Source organism: Microbacterium sp. zg-Y1090, assembly GCF_030246945.1.
GTDB lineage: Bacteria > Actinomycetota > Actinomycetes > Actinomycetales > Microbacteriaceae > Microbacterium > Microbacterium wangruii.
Genome location: NZ_CP126742.1, coordinates 2,246,519 through 2,262,469 on the forward strand (window position 1 = coordinate 2,246,519; position 15,951 = coordinate 2,262,469).

The following is a 15,951-nucleotide window of genomic DNA, read 5'->3' on the forward strand; positions in this document are numbered from 1 at the left end:
CCGACTGCGGCGACGAAGCGTCTCTTCCCCGATGCACAGTCTAGGGCATGCGCGCGCTCAGCCCCAGATCATCGAGGCGATGTCTTCGGTGTAGCCTTCCGGGCCGTAGTTCAGCCACACCGTGGCGAGCCAGCCGTTGCCGCGGAAGAAGTGCGTCTCGCCCTTCTCCACGAGGTTGTCGTCGTAGTCCACGAGCGTCTCGGTGAGGCGGCACGCGGTGCCCCCCTGCGCGTCGGCGCAGGAGAACCCGGCGTTCGCCAGCGACCCCGCGAGGTCACCCGCCGCGGCGGGTTCGATCAGGGAGACGGTGGTGGCGATGCCCACCTCGGAGGGATAGCCCCACGTGCACCGCAGCGACGGGATGCCGGACTCGAGCAGTTGGAGGGCCTGGGCGTTCTGCGTCGAGGGCATGCTGATGCCGGGGTCGTTCAGAGGCGGCACTCCGGCTTCGAGCTGCGCGCGCATCGCCGGGGAGTAGATGTCGTCGCACGACGCCGGCAGTTCGATCGTGTCGGCCTCGGCCGGCTCGGTGGGCGTCGGCGACGGGGTCTGCGAGGGCGACGGCTCGGCGGTCACCGGCGGCGTGGCGCCGGTCCCGGAGGGTGCCGGCGCGGCCGGCTCCTGGGCGCAGCCCGCGAGGAGGAGGATCGCCGCGGCCGCGGCGGCGATCGTCGTGGCGCTGCGACGCAGCCGCGTCGAGGGGAAAGCCAAGGTGAACACGCTCCGACTGTACCGTTCGCGCGCGCCCGGATCCGGCCGCCGCACCCGCACATGCCCTTGCACCGGCTCGGCAGGGGGTACAGGATGCGGGAATCCACGCGAAGTCACGAAGGAGTGACGATGACAGCAGCACCCGTGGTCTCCCGCCGGGGGTTCCTCGGCCTCGCCGGCGCCCTCGCGGGCACCGCCGCCCTGGCCTCCTGCAGCCCCGTGTCGGCATCGGGTCCCCGCCCCCTGCAGTACTGGCACCTGCTCAGCGGCGCCGACGGCGTGACCATGTCGGGGCTCGTCGACACCGCGAACGCGGCGCAGAGCGCCTATCGGGTCAGACCGACGGTGCTGTCGTGGGGCGAGCCGTACTACACCAAGCTCGCCATGGCCGCCGCGGGCGGCCGGGCACCGGACCTCTCCGTGATGCATGCGTCCCGCGTGGTCGGCTATGCGCCGGGAGGGCTGCTGGACACCTGGGACGTGCAGCGCCTCGCCGACCTCGGCGTCGATGAGGCGTCGTTCCCCGCAGCGGTCTGGCAGAAGGGGTTCGTCGGAGACGACCTGTACAGCGTCGCGTTGGACGCGCATCCGTTCATCCTCATGTTCAACACCGACATCTGCGAGCGCGCCGGGGTGCTCGACGGCGACGGCCGCCTGCGCGCGGTGTCCTCCCCCGACGACTTCCTGGAGCTCGCCCGCGCCGTCGCCGGGGAGTCGGAGGGCCATGGCCTGTCGTACGGGTACCTGGGCGACGGCGCGCAGATGTGGCGCCTGTTCTACACCCTCTACACGCAGCACGGCAGCGAGATCGAACTGCCGGAGGGCGGCAGCGCCCGGATGGACGACGACGCCGCGCTGACGGCACTGACCTTCATGCAGCAGCTGCTCGATGGAGAGATCGCCGCGCGGGAGAACGACTACCAGTCGGCGATCGCGGAGTTCGCCACGGGCCGCAGCGGACTCTTCCTCACCGGTGTCTGGGAGCTGCGGTCCATGCAGGAGCGGGATCTCCCGCTGGACGCGACGCTCATCCCGACGCTGTACGGCACCCCCAGCGTGTACGCCGACTCCCACGCCTTCACCCTGCCGCACCAGAGCGCCCCCGACCCCGCGACGAGAGACCTCGTCTACCGGTTCGTCGCGGACCTGCTGAAGGGGTCGTTCGACTGGGCGGGGGCCGGGCACATCCCGGCGTATCTGCCCGTCACCGAGGCGTCGTCCTATGCCGACCTCCTGCCGCAGGCCCACTACGCCGAGGCCGCTCAGCACGTGCGCTACGACCCGCCCGCCTGGTTCACCGGCTCGGGGTCGCGCTTCCAGGCCGAGTTCGGCTCGGCCGTGCAGAACGTGCTGCTGGGCGGCGACGACCCCTCCGCCGCGATCGCCCGCTTCCGATCGCGGCTGGACGCGCAGCTGAAGACACCCAACCCGGCCGACCCGCGAGGAGGCGCGTCATGACCACCACGGCACCGTCCACCTCCACCGCCACCGTCATCACCGGGCGGGCGAGTGCCGGCATCCGCCGTCACACCGGCGAGCGCCGCGAGACCGCGGTCGCGTGGGGCTTTCTGGCACCGTTCCTCGTCGCGTTCGCGGTGTTCCTGCTGTGGCCCCTCCTGCACGGGCTGTACCTGAGCTTCACCGATCAGTCCCTCACCGGCGCCGGGGGCGGGTTCGTCGGGTTCGCCAACTACATCGAGGCGCTCGGCGATCCGGTCACGTGGCGGTCGCTGGGCAACACGGCGTGGTTCACCGTCCTGTCGACCGTGCCGCTGGTGCTGCTCGCGCTCGCGATGGCGCTGCTGGTGCACCGCGGACTGCCCGCCCAATGGCTGTGGCGGCTGTCGTTCTTCATGCCGTATCTGCTGGCCTCCACGGTGATCTCGCAGATCTGGGTGTGGATCTTCAACCCCCAGATCGGCGCCGCCAACAGGGTGCTCGCCTGGTTCGGTCTCGAGCCTCTGGCGTGGCTGCAGAGCCCCGACACCAACATGTACGCCATCGTCATCGCCACGGTGTGGTGGACGGTCGGCTTCAACTTCCTGCTGTACCTCGCCGCGCTGCAGAACATCCCGGCGCAGCAGTACGAGGCGGCCTCCCTCGACGGTGCGGGCCCGGTGCGGCAGCTGTGGTCGATCACCCTCCCGCAGCTGGGTCAGGTGACGGTGCTCATCGTCATCCTGCAGGTGATCGCGTCGCTGAAGCTGTTCGACCAGGCGTATCAGATGCTGGGCGGGGTCGCGAGCGACACGACCCGCTCCGTCGTGCAGTACATGTACGAGGCCGGTTTCGTCGGGTACCGCTTCGGGTACTCCTCCGCCATCTCCTACGTCTTCTTCGCCATCATCGTCATCATCGGCGTGGTGCAGGCCTTCGCCGTCCGCCGCCGGGGGGAGCAGTCATGACCACCACCGCTCAGGCACGCGCACCGCTGGCCACCCCGCAGGGCGCCGCCACCCGGCCGGACCGCACGACCAAGCCCGGCGCGCGACGGCTGAGCCCGTTGAACATCCTCGCCTTCGTCGCACTGGCGCTGATGGCGCTCGGCTGGCTGATGCCGTTCCTGTGGGCGGTGGCGACCTCGTTCATGACCGAGACGGATGCCGCGTCCGGCGGCGGCTGGATCGGCCAGTCCGGTGCGACCACCGATGCCTACGGCGCGATCCTCGCGCAGGGGAACGTGTACATCTGGGCCTTCAACAGCCTGTGGACCTCCGCGGCGGTGACCCTCATCACGGTGGCCATCTCGGCGCTGGCCGCCTACGCCTTCTCGCGGCTGGAGTTCCCCGGCAGGAGGTTCCTCTTCGGAGTCGTGATCGCGTCGATCGTCGTCCCCCCGCAGGTGCTCATCATCCCGCTGTTCTACGAGATGCTCGCCCTCAACCTCGTCGACACCCCGCTGGGGCTGATCCTGCCGCAGGTCGTCGTGCCGGCGATGGTGTTCATCCTGAAGAAGTTCTTCGACCAGGTGCCGCTGGAGCTGGAGGATGCCGCGCGCGTGGACGGCGCGGGACGGCTGCGGGTGTTCTGGTCCATCGTGCTGCCGCTGTCGCGCGGCATCCTCGCTGCTGTGGCCATCTTCGTGTTCATCACGACCTGGAACAACTTCCTCTGGCCGTTCCTGATCATCAACGACACCAACCTGATGACGCTGCCGGTGGGTCTGCAGACGGTCATCAGTGCCTACGGGGTGCAGTACGCGCAGGTGATGGCGCAGGCCGTGCTGGCATCCCTCCCCCTGATCGTGCTGTTCCTGATCTTCCAGAAGCAGATCGTCCGCGGTGTGGCGACGACCGGGTTCGGCGGCACCTGAGCGGTGGCCCACCTCGTCCGGGGGCGGCGACTACGCTGAGAGCATGTCCCGAATCACCGAACGCGAACTGGCCGCCACGATCGACCACGCGATCCTGAAGCCCGAATTCACCCGTGCCGACGTCGACGCCGAGCTCGACATCGCCGCCCAGTGGGGCGTGTTCAGCGTGTGCGTTCGTCCGTCGGACATCCCCTACGCGGTGAAGCGCCTGGACGGCACCGGCGTCGCGGTGGGCACCGTGATCGGGTTCCCCCACGGCACCACCTCCACCACGGCGAAGGTCGCTGAGACCATCCGCGCGTTCGAGGACGGCGCGACCGAGTTCGACATGGTGATCAACATCGGCGCGCTGCGCTCCGGGTTCGACGATGTCGTCGTCGACGACATCCGCGCCGTCGTGGATGCCGCTGCCGGGAAGATCACGAAGGTGATCCTGGAGACGAGCCTCCTCGACGACGAGCAGATCGCCCGCGGCAGCCGGCTGACCGAGGCCGGCGGCGCAGACTTCGTCAAGACCTCCACCGGGTTCGCCGGCGGCGGCGCGACGGTCGAGCACGTGCGACTCATGCGGGCGAGCGTCGGCGAGCGCGTGCAGGTGAAGGCCTCCGGCGGCGTCCGCAGCCTCGAGACCGCCCTGCAGATGCTCGATGCCGGCGCGACCCGCCTGGGCACCAGCGCCAGCGCCACGATCCTCGGCTCGCTGCGCGCAGAGCTCGACGGCCGGGAGGGCGCCTCCACGGTCGACGAGACGTCGTACTGACTCAGTCGCTCAACGCGGCGCGCACTCGGGCGACGTCGTCGGTCATCTGCGCGATGAGTGCGTCGACGCCCTCGAAGGCGACCATTCCCCGGATGCGGTGGGTGAAGTGCACCTCGACGCGGTGGCCGTAGAGATCCAGATCGGTCTCGTCCAGCACGTACGCCTCCACCTGACGCGCGGTCACGTCGCCGAACGTGGGGTTGGTCCCCACCGAGATGGCGGCGGGGTAGCGGGTCGTGGCGTGCGGGTGGGGCGAAGCATCCGCCACAGGGATCGCACCCTCGTCGACGAGCCAGCCGGCGTAGACGCCGTCGGCGGGGATGAACCCCTCGGCCTCGAGGGACAGGTTCGCCGTCGGGAAGCCGAGGTCGCGGCCGCGCTTCAGGCCATGCACGACCTCGCCGCGCACCGCCGCGGGGCGGCCGAGCAGCCGGGCCGCGCCCTCGACGTCGCCCTCCGCGAGCAGGCCGCGGATCCAGGTCGAGGAGACACGGCGGCCGTCGTCGCGAGCCCGGATGTCGTCGATCACCTCGACGCGGAACCCGGACGAGCGGCCCAGCTGCGCGAGCAGGCCGGGGTCGCCGGCACCGCCGCGACCGAAGCGGAAGTCGGCCCCCACGAACACCGTGACCGCGCCGACGGCGTCCACGAGCACGCGGCGCACGAAGTCTTCGGCGGGCAGGTCGGCGAGGGCACGGTCGAAGTGCAGTACGAGGGTGGCGTCCACCCCGGTCTGCGCGAGCAGGGCCAGCTTCTGGTCGACGCTGACGAGCTCGGGCGGGCACAGCTCCGGCCGCAGCACGCTGAGCGGATTGCGGTCGAACGTGACGGCGACCACGCGCGCGCCTTCGGCCTCTGCGGCGACCCGGGCGCGGTCGATCCCGGCGCGGTGCCCGGCATGCACGCCATCGAACTTGCCGATGACGACCACCGAGGGGCCGAAACCGGCGGGGATCTCCGCCGGGTCGCGGAAGACGATCACCAGGACGACCTCTCGACCGGCTCGGGGCCCGGCTCGGCCACGGGGCCGGGCCGGTGGGTGGTCAGCCACCACAGTCCGAGGAAGGGCAGCACCAGCGGGATGAACAGGTAACCGGCGCCGAACCAGGACCACACCGTCGGGTGGTCGAACAGCGCAGGCAGCACGAAGGTGAGCATGCCGACGACGATCACGCCGGTGAGCTCGAAGCAGATCGCGACCCAGGCGATGACGTACCAGACGCGGGAGCCCGCGAACACGAGGGCGAGGGTGGCGAGGATGTACACGACGGCCGCGCCCGCCGACAGGGTGTACGCGAGCGGCGCCTCGTCGAACTTCTCGACGATCTGCACGAAGGAGCGCCCGGTGGCGGCGAGGGCCATGACCGCGTAGACGATCACGAGCACGCGGCCGATGCCGGTCATGCGGGGGCGGGTGGACATGTCGCGGTCCAGTTTAGGCGGCGTGACGACGGAGCCGGTCATGCGCCCTGCACCGTCCAGATGACCTCCATGCGCCACACCATCACGGCCACCGACAGCGCGGCGACCCCCATGATGACGGTGCTCCAGCGGCTGCGCTCGATGAGCGCCCACGCCGCCGCCGCGGGCGGCAGCAGCACGGCCGAGACGAGGTACACCCAGAACTCGAGCAGGCTGCCCGAAGCGGGGTTGCCCGCGAGCGGCGACACGATGCCGATGACGACCTGCGCGATGAGGAGCAGCTCGAGAAGTGCGAGCGAACCCACCGTCAGGTCACTGGGGCGACGGCCGGCCAGGCCGATCCCGATGCACAGCAGGCCGGCCACCACGGCGACGGCCACCTGGACGACGGTGAACCACAGGATCATCAGCTCTCCTCCGAGACGTTCATGGCACTCTTCACGTCGGCGCCGCGGCGCTCGACGATCCCCACGAGCCGGCCGTCGGGGTCGATGGCCGCGGCCGGCGGGTCGGCGAGGCGCACGCCCGCGCCGACGAGACGCTTTCCGTGCCGCAGATCGCGGGCCTCCTCCGCCGTCACCGGGAAGGCGCCCAGCACATCGGCGGCGACCCTCGCCTGCGGGAGCAGGGCGTCGGCGGAGATGTCGTCGACGGCCACCGCGTCGGCGAGGTCGAACGGACCGATGCGGGTGCGCCGCAGCGCGGTGAGGTGACCGCCGACCCCGAGCGCCGCACCCAGGTCGCGGGCGAGGGCACGGATGTAGGTGCCGCTGGAGCAGTCGACCACGACGTCGAGGTCCAGCACCCCGTCGCCAGGGCGGCGGGCGCGCACCGCGAAGCGCGAGACGGTGACCGCACGTGCTGCCAGCGTGACCTCCTCGCCGGCGCGGGCCAGGTCGTAGGCGCGGCGACCGTCCACCTTGATCGCCGAGACGCGACTGGGCACCTGGGAGATGTCCCCCGTCAGCGCCGAGATGCCCGCGTCGACCGCAGCGTCGGTGACGGCGGCGACGGCCGCGGCATCGGCCCTGGTCGTCACGGCGCCGTCGGCGTCATCGCTGTCGGTGGCGACACCGAGGCGGATCGTGGCTTCATAGGTCTTGTCGAGCCCGACGAGATACGTCAGCAGCCGGGTCGCGCTGTCGACGCCGAGGACGAGCAGGCCCGTCGCCATCGGGTCGAGCGTGCCGGCGTGGCCGACCTTGCGGGTGCCCAGCGCGCGCCGCGCGCGCGCGACGACGTCGTGGCTCGTCATGCCGCCGGCTTTGTCGACGAGGAGGATGCCGCCGGCCATCAGCAGAAGTCCCGGTAGACGCGCGACGGGTGGCGGAAGTCGGTGTTGTCGACGATCGCCGAGGCGGCGCGACGCGGGTCGGCGTCGCGCAGGTAGATCTCCTGGCCCTGCCGGTAGCGGGCGTTGGAGGCTGCGGTGTGGGCGGGGTCGGTGCCGTCGCGCTCGGCCAGGCGGGCGAACGCCACGTCGACGGGGACGTCGAGCCACAGCGACCAGTGCCAGAGCCCGCGCAGCTCGGGGCGGTGCAGGAAGATGCCGTCGACCAGCAGCACGGCATCGGGTCCGGCGACCTGCGGGGCCACATCGACCGGCGCATCGGCGTCGACATCCCACACCGCGGTGCGGAAGGGCTCGCCGGCACGGAAGGGCTCGATGAGCTCACGGCGGAACGCCGCGTAGTCGTAGGAGTCGAGGTAGAACCCCTCCGGCGACGTGCGCCCGCGGGCGTATCGCTCGGCGCGGGGGCGGTGGAACCCGTCGACCGATGCCCGGAAGACCGGGACGTCGTCGAACACGGTCGCGAAGCCGTCGGCGAAGCGGGTCTTGCCCGCGCCGTCGACGCCATCCACGCCGAGGAGGATCCGCCCATGGCGGTGATGCTGGCGCACCTCGTCGCGCAGGCTCCCCCAGAGGTCGGAAGCGGTGGTCTCGGGCATCCCTCCAGCCTACTTCGGCCGGGTGGGGCGACCGGCGCTCCCCCGGCGTTCGGCCGTCATAGGCTTCTCGGGTGCCCGACCTCGCGACCCCGCTCATCGCCTGGTACCGCGACAACGCCAGGGACCTGCCGTGGCGGCATCCGGAGTTCGGGGCGTGGGGCGTGCTGGTGAGCGAGTTCATGCTGCAACAGACGCCGGTGGCCCGGGTGATCCCCCATCTGGAGGCGTGGCTCGACCGCTGGCCCGACCCCGCGGCGCTGGCGGCCGACCCGCCCGCGGAGGCGGTGCGGCAGTGGGCGAACCTCGGGTACCCGCGGCGCGCGCTCTGGCTGCACCGGGCCGCGGTGGAGATCCGCGACCGCCACGACGGCGTCGTGCCGGCGGACGTCGAGGCGCTCCTCGCCCTCACCGGGATCGGCGACTACACCGCGCGCGCCGTGGCCGTCTTCGCCTACGGGCGCAGGCATCCCGTCGTCGACACCAACACCCGACGCGTGCTCGCGCGGGCCGTCGACGGTCGGTCGCAGCCGGGTGCGCCGGCGAAGCGTGATCTGGCGGCGATGGCGGCGGTGCTGCCTTCGGACGTCGACCAGGCCGCGGTCGTCAACGCGGCGGCCATGGAACTCGGGGCGGTCGTGTGCACGGCACGCGTTCCCCGGTGCGAGGCGTGCCCGCTCGCGCACCTGTGCGCGTGGCGCGCGGCCGGGTACCCGGACACCGGCGACGAGAGGCGGCGGCAGGCCCGGTACGAGGGCAGCGACCGGCAGGCGCGCGGTGCGGTGCTGCGGGTGCTGCGGGAGGCTGCGGCCCACGCGGTGGCGGCCGACGCGGTCATCCCGGCCTGGCAGGATGCGCGCCAGCGCGACCGCGCCATCGACTCGCTCATCGCGGACGGGCTCGTCGAGGCGACCGGGGGCATGCTCTCGCTCCCCCGCTGAGCCTGCGCGCGTGCGGCCGCGTGCACAACGTCGCCAATCAAGTGCGGGCAACAGCCCGTCTGGGCGCGTTGACGCGCAGGCACCCGGGATCGGCGACGTTGTGCACGTCGGCAACGGAGCGCCCCCGCTCCCGGTGGCGCGAAGGCTCAGCCGCGTCGCCGGATACCCGCTCGTGGACCCGGAGGTCTACTCGGCTTCTTCGAGGTCGCGGGGCTTGACGTACGGGTCGGCGTCGCCGGCATAGGCGGCACCGGTGGCCAGTCCCGCCACAGCGGCGTCGCGCTCGCGCGCCTCGCGCAGCAGGTCCTCGATGTGCCCGGCGTTCTCGGGGATCGCGTCGGGGATGAACTCGAGGGTCGGGGTGAGCCGCACGCCGAGCTTGCGCCCGACCTCGCTGCGCAGCATGCCGGTGGCGGCCCGCAGCGCCTCAGCCGAGTCGGCGCGCTCCTTCTCGGTGCCGAGCACGGTGTAGAACACCGACGCGTGCTGCAGGTCCCCGGTCACCTTCACATCGGTGATGGTGGTGAACCCCAGCCGCGGGTCCCGCAGACCCTTCTCGAGCCGTTCGGCGATCAGAACGCGAATGCGGTCGGCCAGCCTGGCCTGACGCTCTGAAGACATCGTTTATCTCCCTGCAAGTGAAGGCGGGGGGTGCCTTCCGGCACCCCCCGCCGGATGATCAGCCTCGCGGCTTCTCGACCATCTCGGTGGTTTCGATCTCGTCGCCGATCTGGATGTCGTTGAACTTGCCGAGTCCGATACCGGCCTCGTAGTCCGTGCGCACCTCGGTGACGTCGTCCTTGAAGCGGCGCAGCGACTCGATCGTCAGGCCGTCGGCGATGACCACGCCGTCGCGGATGACGCGAGCCTTCGCGTTTCGGGTGATCGTCCCCGAGCGCACGATGACACCGGCGATGTTGCCGACCTTCGAGGAGCGGAACACCTCCCGGATCTCCGCGACGCCCGACTGGACCTCTTCGTACTCCGGCTTGAGCAGGCCCTTGAGCGACTGCTCCACATCGTCGATCGCGTTGTAGATGACCGAGTAGAACCGGATGTCCACGCCTTCACGCTGAGCACGCTCGCGCGCCTTGGCATCGGGGCGGACGTTGAACCCGATCACGATCGCGTTGTCGATCGTGGCGAGGTTGACGTCGGACTCGGTCACGGCACCCACACCGCGGTGGATGATCCGCAGCTGCACGGAGTCGTCCACCTCGATCTTCAGCAGCGACTCCTCGAGCGCCTCGACGGCACCGGAGACGTCACCCTTGATGATGAGGTTGAGCGACTCGACCTTGCCCTCCTGCAGAGCGCGGGTGAAGTCCTCGAGCGAGATGCGCTTGCGGGCCTTGGCCAGCTGGGCGTTGCGCTCGGCGGCTTCACGCTTCTCAGCGATCTGACGGGCGAGGCGGTCCTCTTCGGTCACGATGAACGTGTCGCCGGCGCGGGGCACGGAGTTCAGACCCTGCACCTGCACGGGGCGGGAGGGGTAAGCCTCCTCGACCGGGTCGCCGTTCTCGTCGACCATGGCACGCACACGGCCGTAGGCGGTGCCTGCGACGATCGCGTCGCCGACGCGCAGCGTGCCGGACTGGATCAGCACGGTGGCCACCGAGCCGCGGCCCTTGTCGAGCTTCGCCTCGATCGCGACACCACGGGCGGCCTTGTTCGGGTTCGCCGTGAGGTCCAGACCCGCGTCCGCGGTCAGCAGGACGGCATCCAGGAGCTCCTGGATGTTGGTGCCCTGACGTGCGGAGACGTCGACGAACATGACGTCGCCGCCGTACTCCTCGGCGACCAGGCCGTACTCGGTGAGCTGCTGGCGCACCTTCGCCGGGTTGGCGTCGGGCTTGTCGACCTTGTTCACTGCCACGACGATCGGCACGCCTGCCGCCTGTGCGTGGTTCAGCGCCTCGACCGTCTGGGGCATGATGCCGTCGTCGGCGGCGACCACGAGGATCGCGAGGTCGGTGACCTGCGCACCACGGGCACGCATGGCGGTGAACGCCTCGTGACCGGGGGTGTCGATGAACGTGATCGCGCGCTCGATGCCCTCGTGCTCGGTCCACACCTGGTAGGCACCGATGTGCTGGGTGATGCCACCGGCCTCACCGGCGACCACGTTGGTCTGACGGATCGCGTCGAGCAGTCGCGTCTTACCGTGGTCGACGTGACCCATGACGGTCACGACGGGCGGACGGATCTCGAGGTCGTCTTCGCTCTCGGCTTCGAGCTCGGCGTCGAGGTCCAGACCGAAGCCCTCCAGGAGCTCCTTGTCCTCGTCCTCGGGCGAGACCATCTGGATCTTGTAGCCCAGCTCCTCGCCGAGCACCTCGAAGGTCGCCTCATCCAGCGACTCGGTGGCCGTGGCCATCTCGCCGAGGTTGAACAGGATCGTCACCAGCGTGCCGGGCTGCACCGTGTAACCGGTGATGGCCTCGATCTTGTCGGCGAAGTCCGCGATCGACGCGCCGCGGCGCATGCGGATGATCTCGCCGTTACCGCGCGAGACGTTGACGCCGCCGACGACCGGCGCCGACCGCATCTCGAATTCCTGCCGCTTCGCCCGCCGCGACTTGCGCTGCTTGGACTTGCCGCCACCCTTGCCGAAGGCGCCGGCGGTGCCACCACCGGGACCACGGCCACGACCGCCGCCGCCACCGGGACGACCGGCGAAGCCACCCGCGGGCGGACCGCCGGGGCGCTGGAAGCCACCGGGTGCGCCACCGGGACGACCGGGGCCGCCGGGACGCTGCTGGAACGGGGCGCCGGGACGACCGCCGCCACCGGGACGACCTGCGCCACCGGGGCGCGGGGCCCCCGGGCGCGGGGCGCCGGGACGCGGTGCCTGCGGACGCGGGATGTTACCGGGCGTGGGGCGCTGCCCCATGCCCTGCGCCGAGGCGAACGGGTTGTTGCCGGGACGCGGACCGGCGGGACGCTGGCCCATGCCCTGCGAGGAGGCGAACGGGTTGTTTCCTGGACGCGGTGCCCCACCGGGGCGCGGGGCGCCGGGAGTCGGGCCGCCGGGAGTGGCGCCACCGGGCTTCGGCGCGGCGTCGGGCGCCTGCGGAGCTGCGGCGGGCGCAGGCGTGGCTGCGGCCGGCGCTGCCGGAGCGGCGGGGGCCGCCTGCTCGGGAGCGCTCGACGGCGCGGGAGCAGGTGCCGGGGCGGCGGGAGTCGCCTGTGCTGCCGGTGCCTGCGGCGCCGGAGCGGACGGCGTGGGAGCCGACGGACGCGCGGGGCCGGGGCGGCCGGCCGGGCGAGCCGATGCACCCGGGGCGGGCGCAGCGGCGGGCTTGGCGCCGTCGGCCTGCAGGGCCTGACGGAGCTTGCGAGCCACGGGGGGCTCGATGGTCGAGGAAGGGCTCTTGACGAACTCGCCGAGCTCCTTCAGCTTCGCAAGTGCGACCTTGCTGTCGACGCCGAGTTCGGAAGCGATCTCGTGCACGCGTGGTTTTGCCACAATTCTCCTGTCTGAAGGTCTGCCCCAGACAGGAGCAGACCACTAGTTGCGGACGGGTCTCATTTCGAGCCGTTCACTTTGAGTCCATAGCCGTTCAGCCGTTTCGCTGGAAGTGGTTCTGAAGGGTCTGCGTGTCAAGCGAACCTGACACACGTAGTGCTCGCCCGAAGGCACGGCGCCGGATGGCGGCATCCACGCACTCGTGCGTGCGGTGCACCCACGCGCCCCTTCCGGGCATCGATCCTCGTTCGTCCAGGACGACCTGCGAATCGATGGCCACGACTCTGACGAGCGCGGCACGGGGGGCGCGTGCGCGGCATCCCACGCACGTTCGAACAGATTCCATCCTACCCCCTCCGTGCATTCCCTCGTCGAGCCGTGTCCCGGGCGCGTCCGGCGGGACGCTCCCGGCGGGTCGTCAGGCCTCGAGGATGCTGTCGGGCTGGATGTCGATCTTGGCGCCTGTCAGCTTGGCCGCCAGACGGGCGTTCTGACCTTCCTTGCCGATCGCCAGCGACAGCTGGTAATCGGGAACGAGGGCGCGCACGGCCTTGGTGGAGGCGTCGAGGATGAAGCTCGACGTCACCTTCGCCGGCGACAGCGCGTTGGCCACGAATGCCGCGAGCTCCGGGTTGTAGTCGACGATGTCGATCTTCTCGCCGCCGAGCTCTTCGGTGACCGCGCGCACGCGGCGGCCGAGCTCGCCGATGCACGCACCCTTGGCGTTGATGGAGGGCTCGGTGGCCGACACCGCGATCTTCGTGCGGTGGCCCGCCTCGCGAGCGAGGGAGACGATCTCCACCAGGCCGGACGCGATCTCGGGCACCTCGAGGGCGAACAGCTTGCGGACCAGGCCGGGGTGGGTGCGCGACACGGTGATCTGCGGGCCCTTGAGACCCTTCGACACGCTCGTGACGTACACACGCAGGCGCGAGCCGTGCGCGTAGGTCTCGCCGGGCACCTGCTCCTCGGGCGGGAGGATGGCTTCGACCGAGCCGAGGTCCACGTGCACCATGCGCGGGTTGGGGCCCTGCTGCACGACACCGGCGACGATGTCGCCCTCCTTGCCGCGGAACTCTCCCAGCACGGCGTCGTCGGCGATATCGCGCAACCGCTGGCCGATGACCTGCTTGGCGGCGAAGGCGCCGATGCGGCCGAAGTCGTCGGGGGTGGTCTCCTCTTCGCCGATGACGGCGCCCTCTTCGTCCAGCAGCGGAACGTAGATCGCGACGTGACCGGTCTTGCGGTCCAGCTCCACGCGGGTGCCGTCGGGCAGCTCGCCGGTCGGGGAGGTGTGCTTGCCGTATGCGGTGAGGATCGCCTGCTCGATGATGCGCACCAGCTCGTCGAAGGGGATCTCCTTCTCGCGCTCGATCGTCCTCAACAGTCCGAGATCGATGTCCACGGTGTCCTCCCTATTCAGCTTGTCGCGGGGCGCGACGGCGCCTCCGCATCCCTCATACGTTACCGGATGCCGCCCGCGCTCCAGCTGGGAGCCGCACCTCAGCGCGCGCAGGTGTCGAGCACCCGGTCGGCGCGGGCCGCCTCCGCCGGCGTGTCGAGATCGGTCTCCAGCACCGTCTCGCTCCACTGCAGCATCGCCGGCAGCACCTGCGAGCGCGGTTGCAGGAGGTCCTGGTGTCCCGCGGTGGGGACGACCCAGGTGTAGACGCGCTCGCCCGCTGCGCACAGGTCGTCCACGAGTCGCCGCTGCAGCACCGTCGGCAGGACGTCGTCCTGAGCCCCCCACCCGACGAACAGCGGCGTCCCCCACGGCCCCTCGGGCACGTTCTCCGCCAGCCGCTCCCCCAGCGGTCCCGTCGTCAGATCGGACAGCGTCACCGGCTGATCCTCGGACAGCCCCAGCGCGGTGAGCGCCGAGACCACCACGCCCGGCTCGCTCAGGCAGCGCTGCGAGATCTCCCGGATCAGCTGCTCCGCGCCGCGGGCGGCGTAGTCCTCGAGCTGCACGTCCGGATAGGTGTCGGCATAGGGCACCAGCACCCATGACACCATCACGGTCAGCAGCGCGTTGGCGTCGCCGGATGCCAGCTCCTCGGCGAGGGCCAGCGGGTCGGCGGCGGGGGCCAGCAGGGCCGTCCCGCGCACGTCGATGCCCGGGGCGTAGTCGGGGGCGAGCTGCGTCGTCCACAGCGCGGCATGCCCGCCCTGCGAGTGCCCCCACACCAGGGTGCGCGGCGACAGCACGAGATCGTCGTCGAGCTCTCCCGCCGCCAGCACCGCGTCGAGAGCGGAGCGCGCCTCACCCCGCCCGATGAGGTACGGGAAGTCGCCCGGTGCGCCCTGTCCGCTGTAGTCGGGGGCGACGACAACCCAGCCGTTGGCGACGGCGCGGTTGACGTCGGGGATCGCCCAGTGCGTGGCTGTGCCGTCGGCCAGGCTCGGCGCGCAGCCGCGCGCGATGCCGGTGGTGCCGTGGTTCCACACCACCACCGGCCGGGGCCCGCCGGCGGGCTCTTCTGGGACGATGACCAGGGCGCTGCCGACGGCGGGGTCGCCCAGCGTCGAGCGTGTCGTGTAGAGGATGCGCTGCACGCTCGCCCCGGGCGGGGCGGCGCCGCGGTACTCGTCGGCGCGGATGAGTCTCCCGTGCCCGTCGGGCACCTCCGCGGGCGGGTCGTAGAAGGCGTCGACCACCGGCGCGCCGTCGGCGAGCCACGAGTTGACCCAGGAGCCGCCGGCGGCCGCGGCGACGAGCAGCAGCGCGACGGCGTACCGCCCGACCGCCGTCCACACGCGCCGGCGACGTCCGACCGGGCGCGGCTCCGGCGCCGGCGTCTCGGCGCCCTCGGAGACGATGGCACGGATGCCGCGCCCCACGAGTGCGGCGCCGAAGACGATCGTGCGGGCACCGAAGAGCACCGCCACCATCAGCACGCTGATGTCAGGCCAGGTCAGCGCCAGCACCCCGAAGACGATCTGCGTGCCGCCCCAGGCCAGGCTCAGCACGCGCTGGCTCACAGTGCCTCGTCGCAGGGCATCGCCGAGGGACGCGGCACCGGCGACGATCAGCAGCACGGCCATCGCGGCGGGCAGTTCCTCCAGCCTGCGACCGAACCAGAACGCCACCGCGAGTCCGCCGATGATCCAGATCGCCCCGAACAGCCGGCCGTGCCAAGCCCGTTCCCGGCTCGACAACAGCTCCGCCACGCCGGCGGCCACCGCGCTGAGGCCGATGTACACCGCCAGCAGCAGCAGCGAGGTCAGCGGCCGGAAGACGATGAGCAGACCGAGCGCCACCACGAGCAGCCCGATGGCCAGGAGGGCCGGCGCCGGGGCGCGCACGATGAGGCGGGGCAGCTCGCCCAGCCTCGCCGTCAGCCCTCTGCCCCGTCCCTGCACCCTTGAAAGCGTACGCGCGGCCGGC

16 protein-coding genes are annotated in these 15,951 nt (G+C 71.4%); 5 read left to right on the forward strand and 11 right to left on the reverse strand.

Going from position 1 to position 15,951, the window contains the following annotated elements; genetic code table 11:
• Positions 1–57: 57 nt before the first annotated feature.
• On the reverse strand, positions 58–720 hold the full coding sequence (locus QNO26_RS10695) for a hypothetical protein (RefSeq protein ID WP_257638244.1): 663 nt from the start codon (positions 718–720) through the stop codon (positions 58–60).
• Positions 721–840: 120 nt separating this feature from the next.
• Here QNO26_RS10695 and QNO26_RS10700 point away from each other — a divergent pair, with 120 nt between their 5' ends.
• From QNO26_RS10700 to deoC, 4 genes are read left to right on the forward strand one after another with little or no spacing between them, the layout of a single operon-like run.
• Positions 841–2,169, forward strand: a complete 1,329-nt coding sequence (locus QNO26_RS10700) for an extracellular solute-binding protein (RefSeq protein ID WP_257638243.1) — start codon at positions 841–843, stop codon at positions 2,167–2,169.
• Positions 2,166–3,116 carry a carbohydrate ABC transporter permease gene (locus tag QNO26_RS10705; protein ID WP_257533308.1) on the forward strand — a complete coding sequence of 317 codons (951 nt, stop codon included), beginning with the start codon at positions 2,166–2,168 and terminating at the stop codon, positions 3,114–3,116. Before QNO26_RS10700 ends, QNO26_RS10705 begins: the two co-directional genes overlap by 4 nt.
• Positions 3,113–4,024, forward strand: a complete 912-nt coding sequence (locus tag QNO26_RS10710) for a carbohydrate ABC transporter permease (protein ID WP_257638242.1) — start codon at positions 3,113–3,115, stop codon at positions 4,022–4,024. The genes QNO26_RS10705 and QNO26_RS10710 overlap by 4 nt, the downstream gene beginning before the upstream one ends.
• A 43-nt stretch (positions 4,025–4,067) precedes the next feature.
• Positions 4,068–4,784 carry a deoxyribose-phosphate aldolase gene (gene deoC / locus QNO26_RS10715; protein ID WP_257533312.1) on the forward strand — a complete coding sequence of 239 codons (717 nt, stop codon included), beginning with the start codon at positions 4,068–4,070 and terminating at the stop codon, positions 4,782–4,784.
• Between the two features lies 1 nt (position 4,785).
• Here deoC and QNO26_RS10720 read toward each other — a convergent pair whose 3' ends face one another.
• Genes QNO26_RS10720 through QNO26_RS10740 form a run of 5 tightly spaced genes read right to left on the reverse strand, consistent with a single transcriptional unit; the run spans position 4,786 to position 8,156 of the window.
• Entirely contained in the window at positions 4,786–5,766 is a 981-nt protein-coding gene (locus tag QNO26_RS10720) for a bifunctional riboflavin kinase/FAD synthetase (protein ID WP_257533314.1), read from the reverse strand.
• The gene (locus QNO26_RS10725) at positions 5,763–6,206 is read right to left on the reverse strand and encodes a hypothetical protein (RefSeq protein ID WP_257533316.1); all 444 of its coding nucleotides are present in this window, start codon (positions 6,204–6,206) and stop codon (positions 5,763–5,765) included. The genes QNO26_RS10720 and QNO26_RS10725 overlap by 4 nt, the downstream gene beginning before the upstream one ends.
• Positions 6,207–6,244: 38 nt before the next feature.
• On the reverse strand, positions 6,245–6,613 hold the full coding sequence (locus QNO26_RS10730) for a hypothetical protein (protein ID WP_257533317.1): 369 nt from the start codon (positions 6,611–6,613) through the stop codon (positions 6,245–6,247).
• On the reverse strand, positions 6,613–7,500 hold the full coding sequence (truB, locus tag QNO26_RS10735; protein ID WP_257533319.1) for a tRNA pseudouridine(55) synthase TruB: 888 nt from the start codon (positions 7,498–7,500) through the stop codon (positions 6,613–6,615). Before truB ends, QNO26_RS10730 begins: the two co-directional genes overlap by 1 nt.
• Positions 7,500–8,156, reverse strand: coding sequence for a nucleoside/nucleotide kinase family protein (locus QNO26_RS10740; RefSeq protein ID WP_257533321.1), 657 nt, complete (start codon positions 8,154–8,156; stop codon positions 7,500–7,502). Before QNO26_RS10740 ends, truB begins: the two co-directional genes overlap by 1 nt.
• Before the next feature lie 71 nt (positions 8,157–8,227).
• On the opposite strand from QNO26_RS10740, the gene QNO26_RS10745 reads away from it, so the two are divergent.
• A complete protein-coding gene (locus QNO26_RS10745) occupies positions 8,228–9,094 on the forward strand; it encodes an HhH-GPD family protein (protein ID WP_257533323.1) in 867 nt (288 codons plus the stop codon).
• 186 nt (positions 9,095–9,280) lie between these two features.
• On the opposite strand, the gene rbfA is transcribed toward QNO26_RS10745, so the two are convergent.
• From rbfA to QNO26_RS10770, 5 genes are all read right to left on the reverse strand, one after another.
• On the reverse strand, positions 9,281–9,715 hold the full coding sequence (gene rbfA / locus QNO26_RS10750; RefSeq protein ID WP_257533325.1) for a 30S ribosome-binding factor RbfA: 435 nt from the start codon (positions 9,713–9,715) through the stop codon (positions 9,281–9,283).
• 58 nt (positions 9,716–9,773) lie between these two features.
• Positions 9,774–12,563: a translation initiation factor IF-2 gene (gene infB / locus QNO26_RS10755; RefSeq protein ID WP_257533326.1), complete on the reverse strand. Its 2,790-nt coding sequence runs from the start codon at positions 12,561–12,563 to the stop codon at positions 9,774–9,776.
• Positions 12,564–12,657: 94 nt separating this feature from the next.
• Entirely contained in the window at positions 12,658–12,927 is a 270-nt protein-coding gene (locus QNO26_RS10760) for a YlxR family protein (RefSeq protein ID WP_306816695.1), read from the reverse strand.
• 54 nt (positions 12,928–12,981) lie between these two features.
• Positions 12,982–13,968, reverse strand: a complete 987-nt coding sequence (nusA, locus tag QNO26_RS10765) for a transcription termination factor NusA (protein ID WP_257533329.1) — start codon at positions 13,966–13,968, stop codon at positions 12,982–12,984.
• A 98-nt stretch (positions 13,969–14,066) separates the two neighbouring features.
• Complete coding sequence (locus tag QNO26_RS10770) at positions 14,067–15,926, reverse strand: lipase family protein (protein ID WP_257533332.1); 1,860 nt, start codon at positions 15,924–15,926, stop codon at positions 14,067–14,069.
• Between the last annotated feature and the right edge of the window lie 25 nt (positions 15,927–15,951).

Excerpts from the sequence above, each read along its gene's own strand:
- QNO26_RS10700 (WP_257638243.1), top strand. The coding sequence starts at position 841 with ATGACAGCAGCACCCGTGGTCTCCCGCCGGGGGTTCCTCGGCCTCGCC.
- QNO26_RS10705 (WP_257533308.1), top strand. The coding sequence starts at position 2,166 with ATGACCACCACGGCACCGTCCACCTCCACCGCCACCGTCATCACCGGG.
- QNO26_RS10710 (WP_257638242.1), top strand. The coding sequence starts at position 3,113 with ATGACCACCACCGCTCAGGCACGCGCACCGCTGGCCACCCCGCAGGGC.
- deoC (WP_257533312.1), top strand. The coding sequence starts at position 4,068 with ATGTCCCGAATCACCGAACGCGAACTGGCCGCCACGATCGACCACGCG.
- QNO26_RS10725 (WP_257533316.1), bottom strand. The coding sequence starts at position 6,206 with ATGTCCACCCGCCCCCGCATGACCGGCATCGGCCGCGTGCTCGTGATC.
- QNO26_RS10730 (WP_257533317.1), bottom strand. The coding sequence starts at position 6,613 with ATGATCCTGTGGTTCACCGTCGTCCAGGTGGCCGTCGCCGTGGTGGCC.
- truB (WP_257533319.1), bottom strand. The coding sequence starts at position 7,500 with ATGGCCGGCGGCATCCTCCTCGTCGACAAAGCCGGCGGCATGACGAGC.
- QNO26_RS10740 (WP_257533321.1), bottom strand. The coding sequence starts at position 8,156 with ATGCCCGAGACCACCGCTTCCGACCTCTGGGGGAGCCTGCGCGACGAG.
- rbfA (WP_257533325.1), bottom strand. The coding sequence starts at position 9,715 with ATGTCTTCAGAGCGTCAGGCCAGGCTGGCCGACCGCATTCGCGTTCTG.
- QNO26_RS10760 (WP_306816695.1), bottom strand. The coding sequence starts at position 12,927 with ATGCACGGAGGGGGTAGGATGGAATCTGTTCGAACGTGCGTGGGATGC.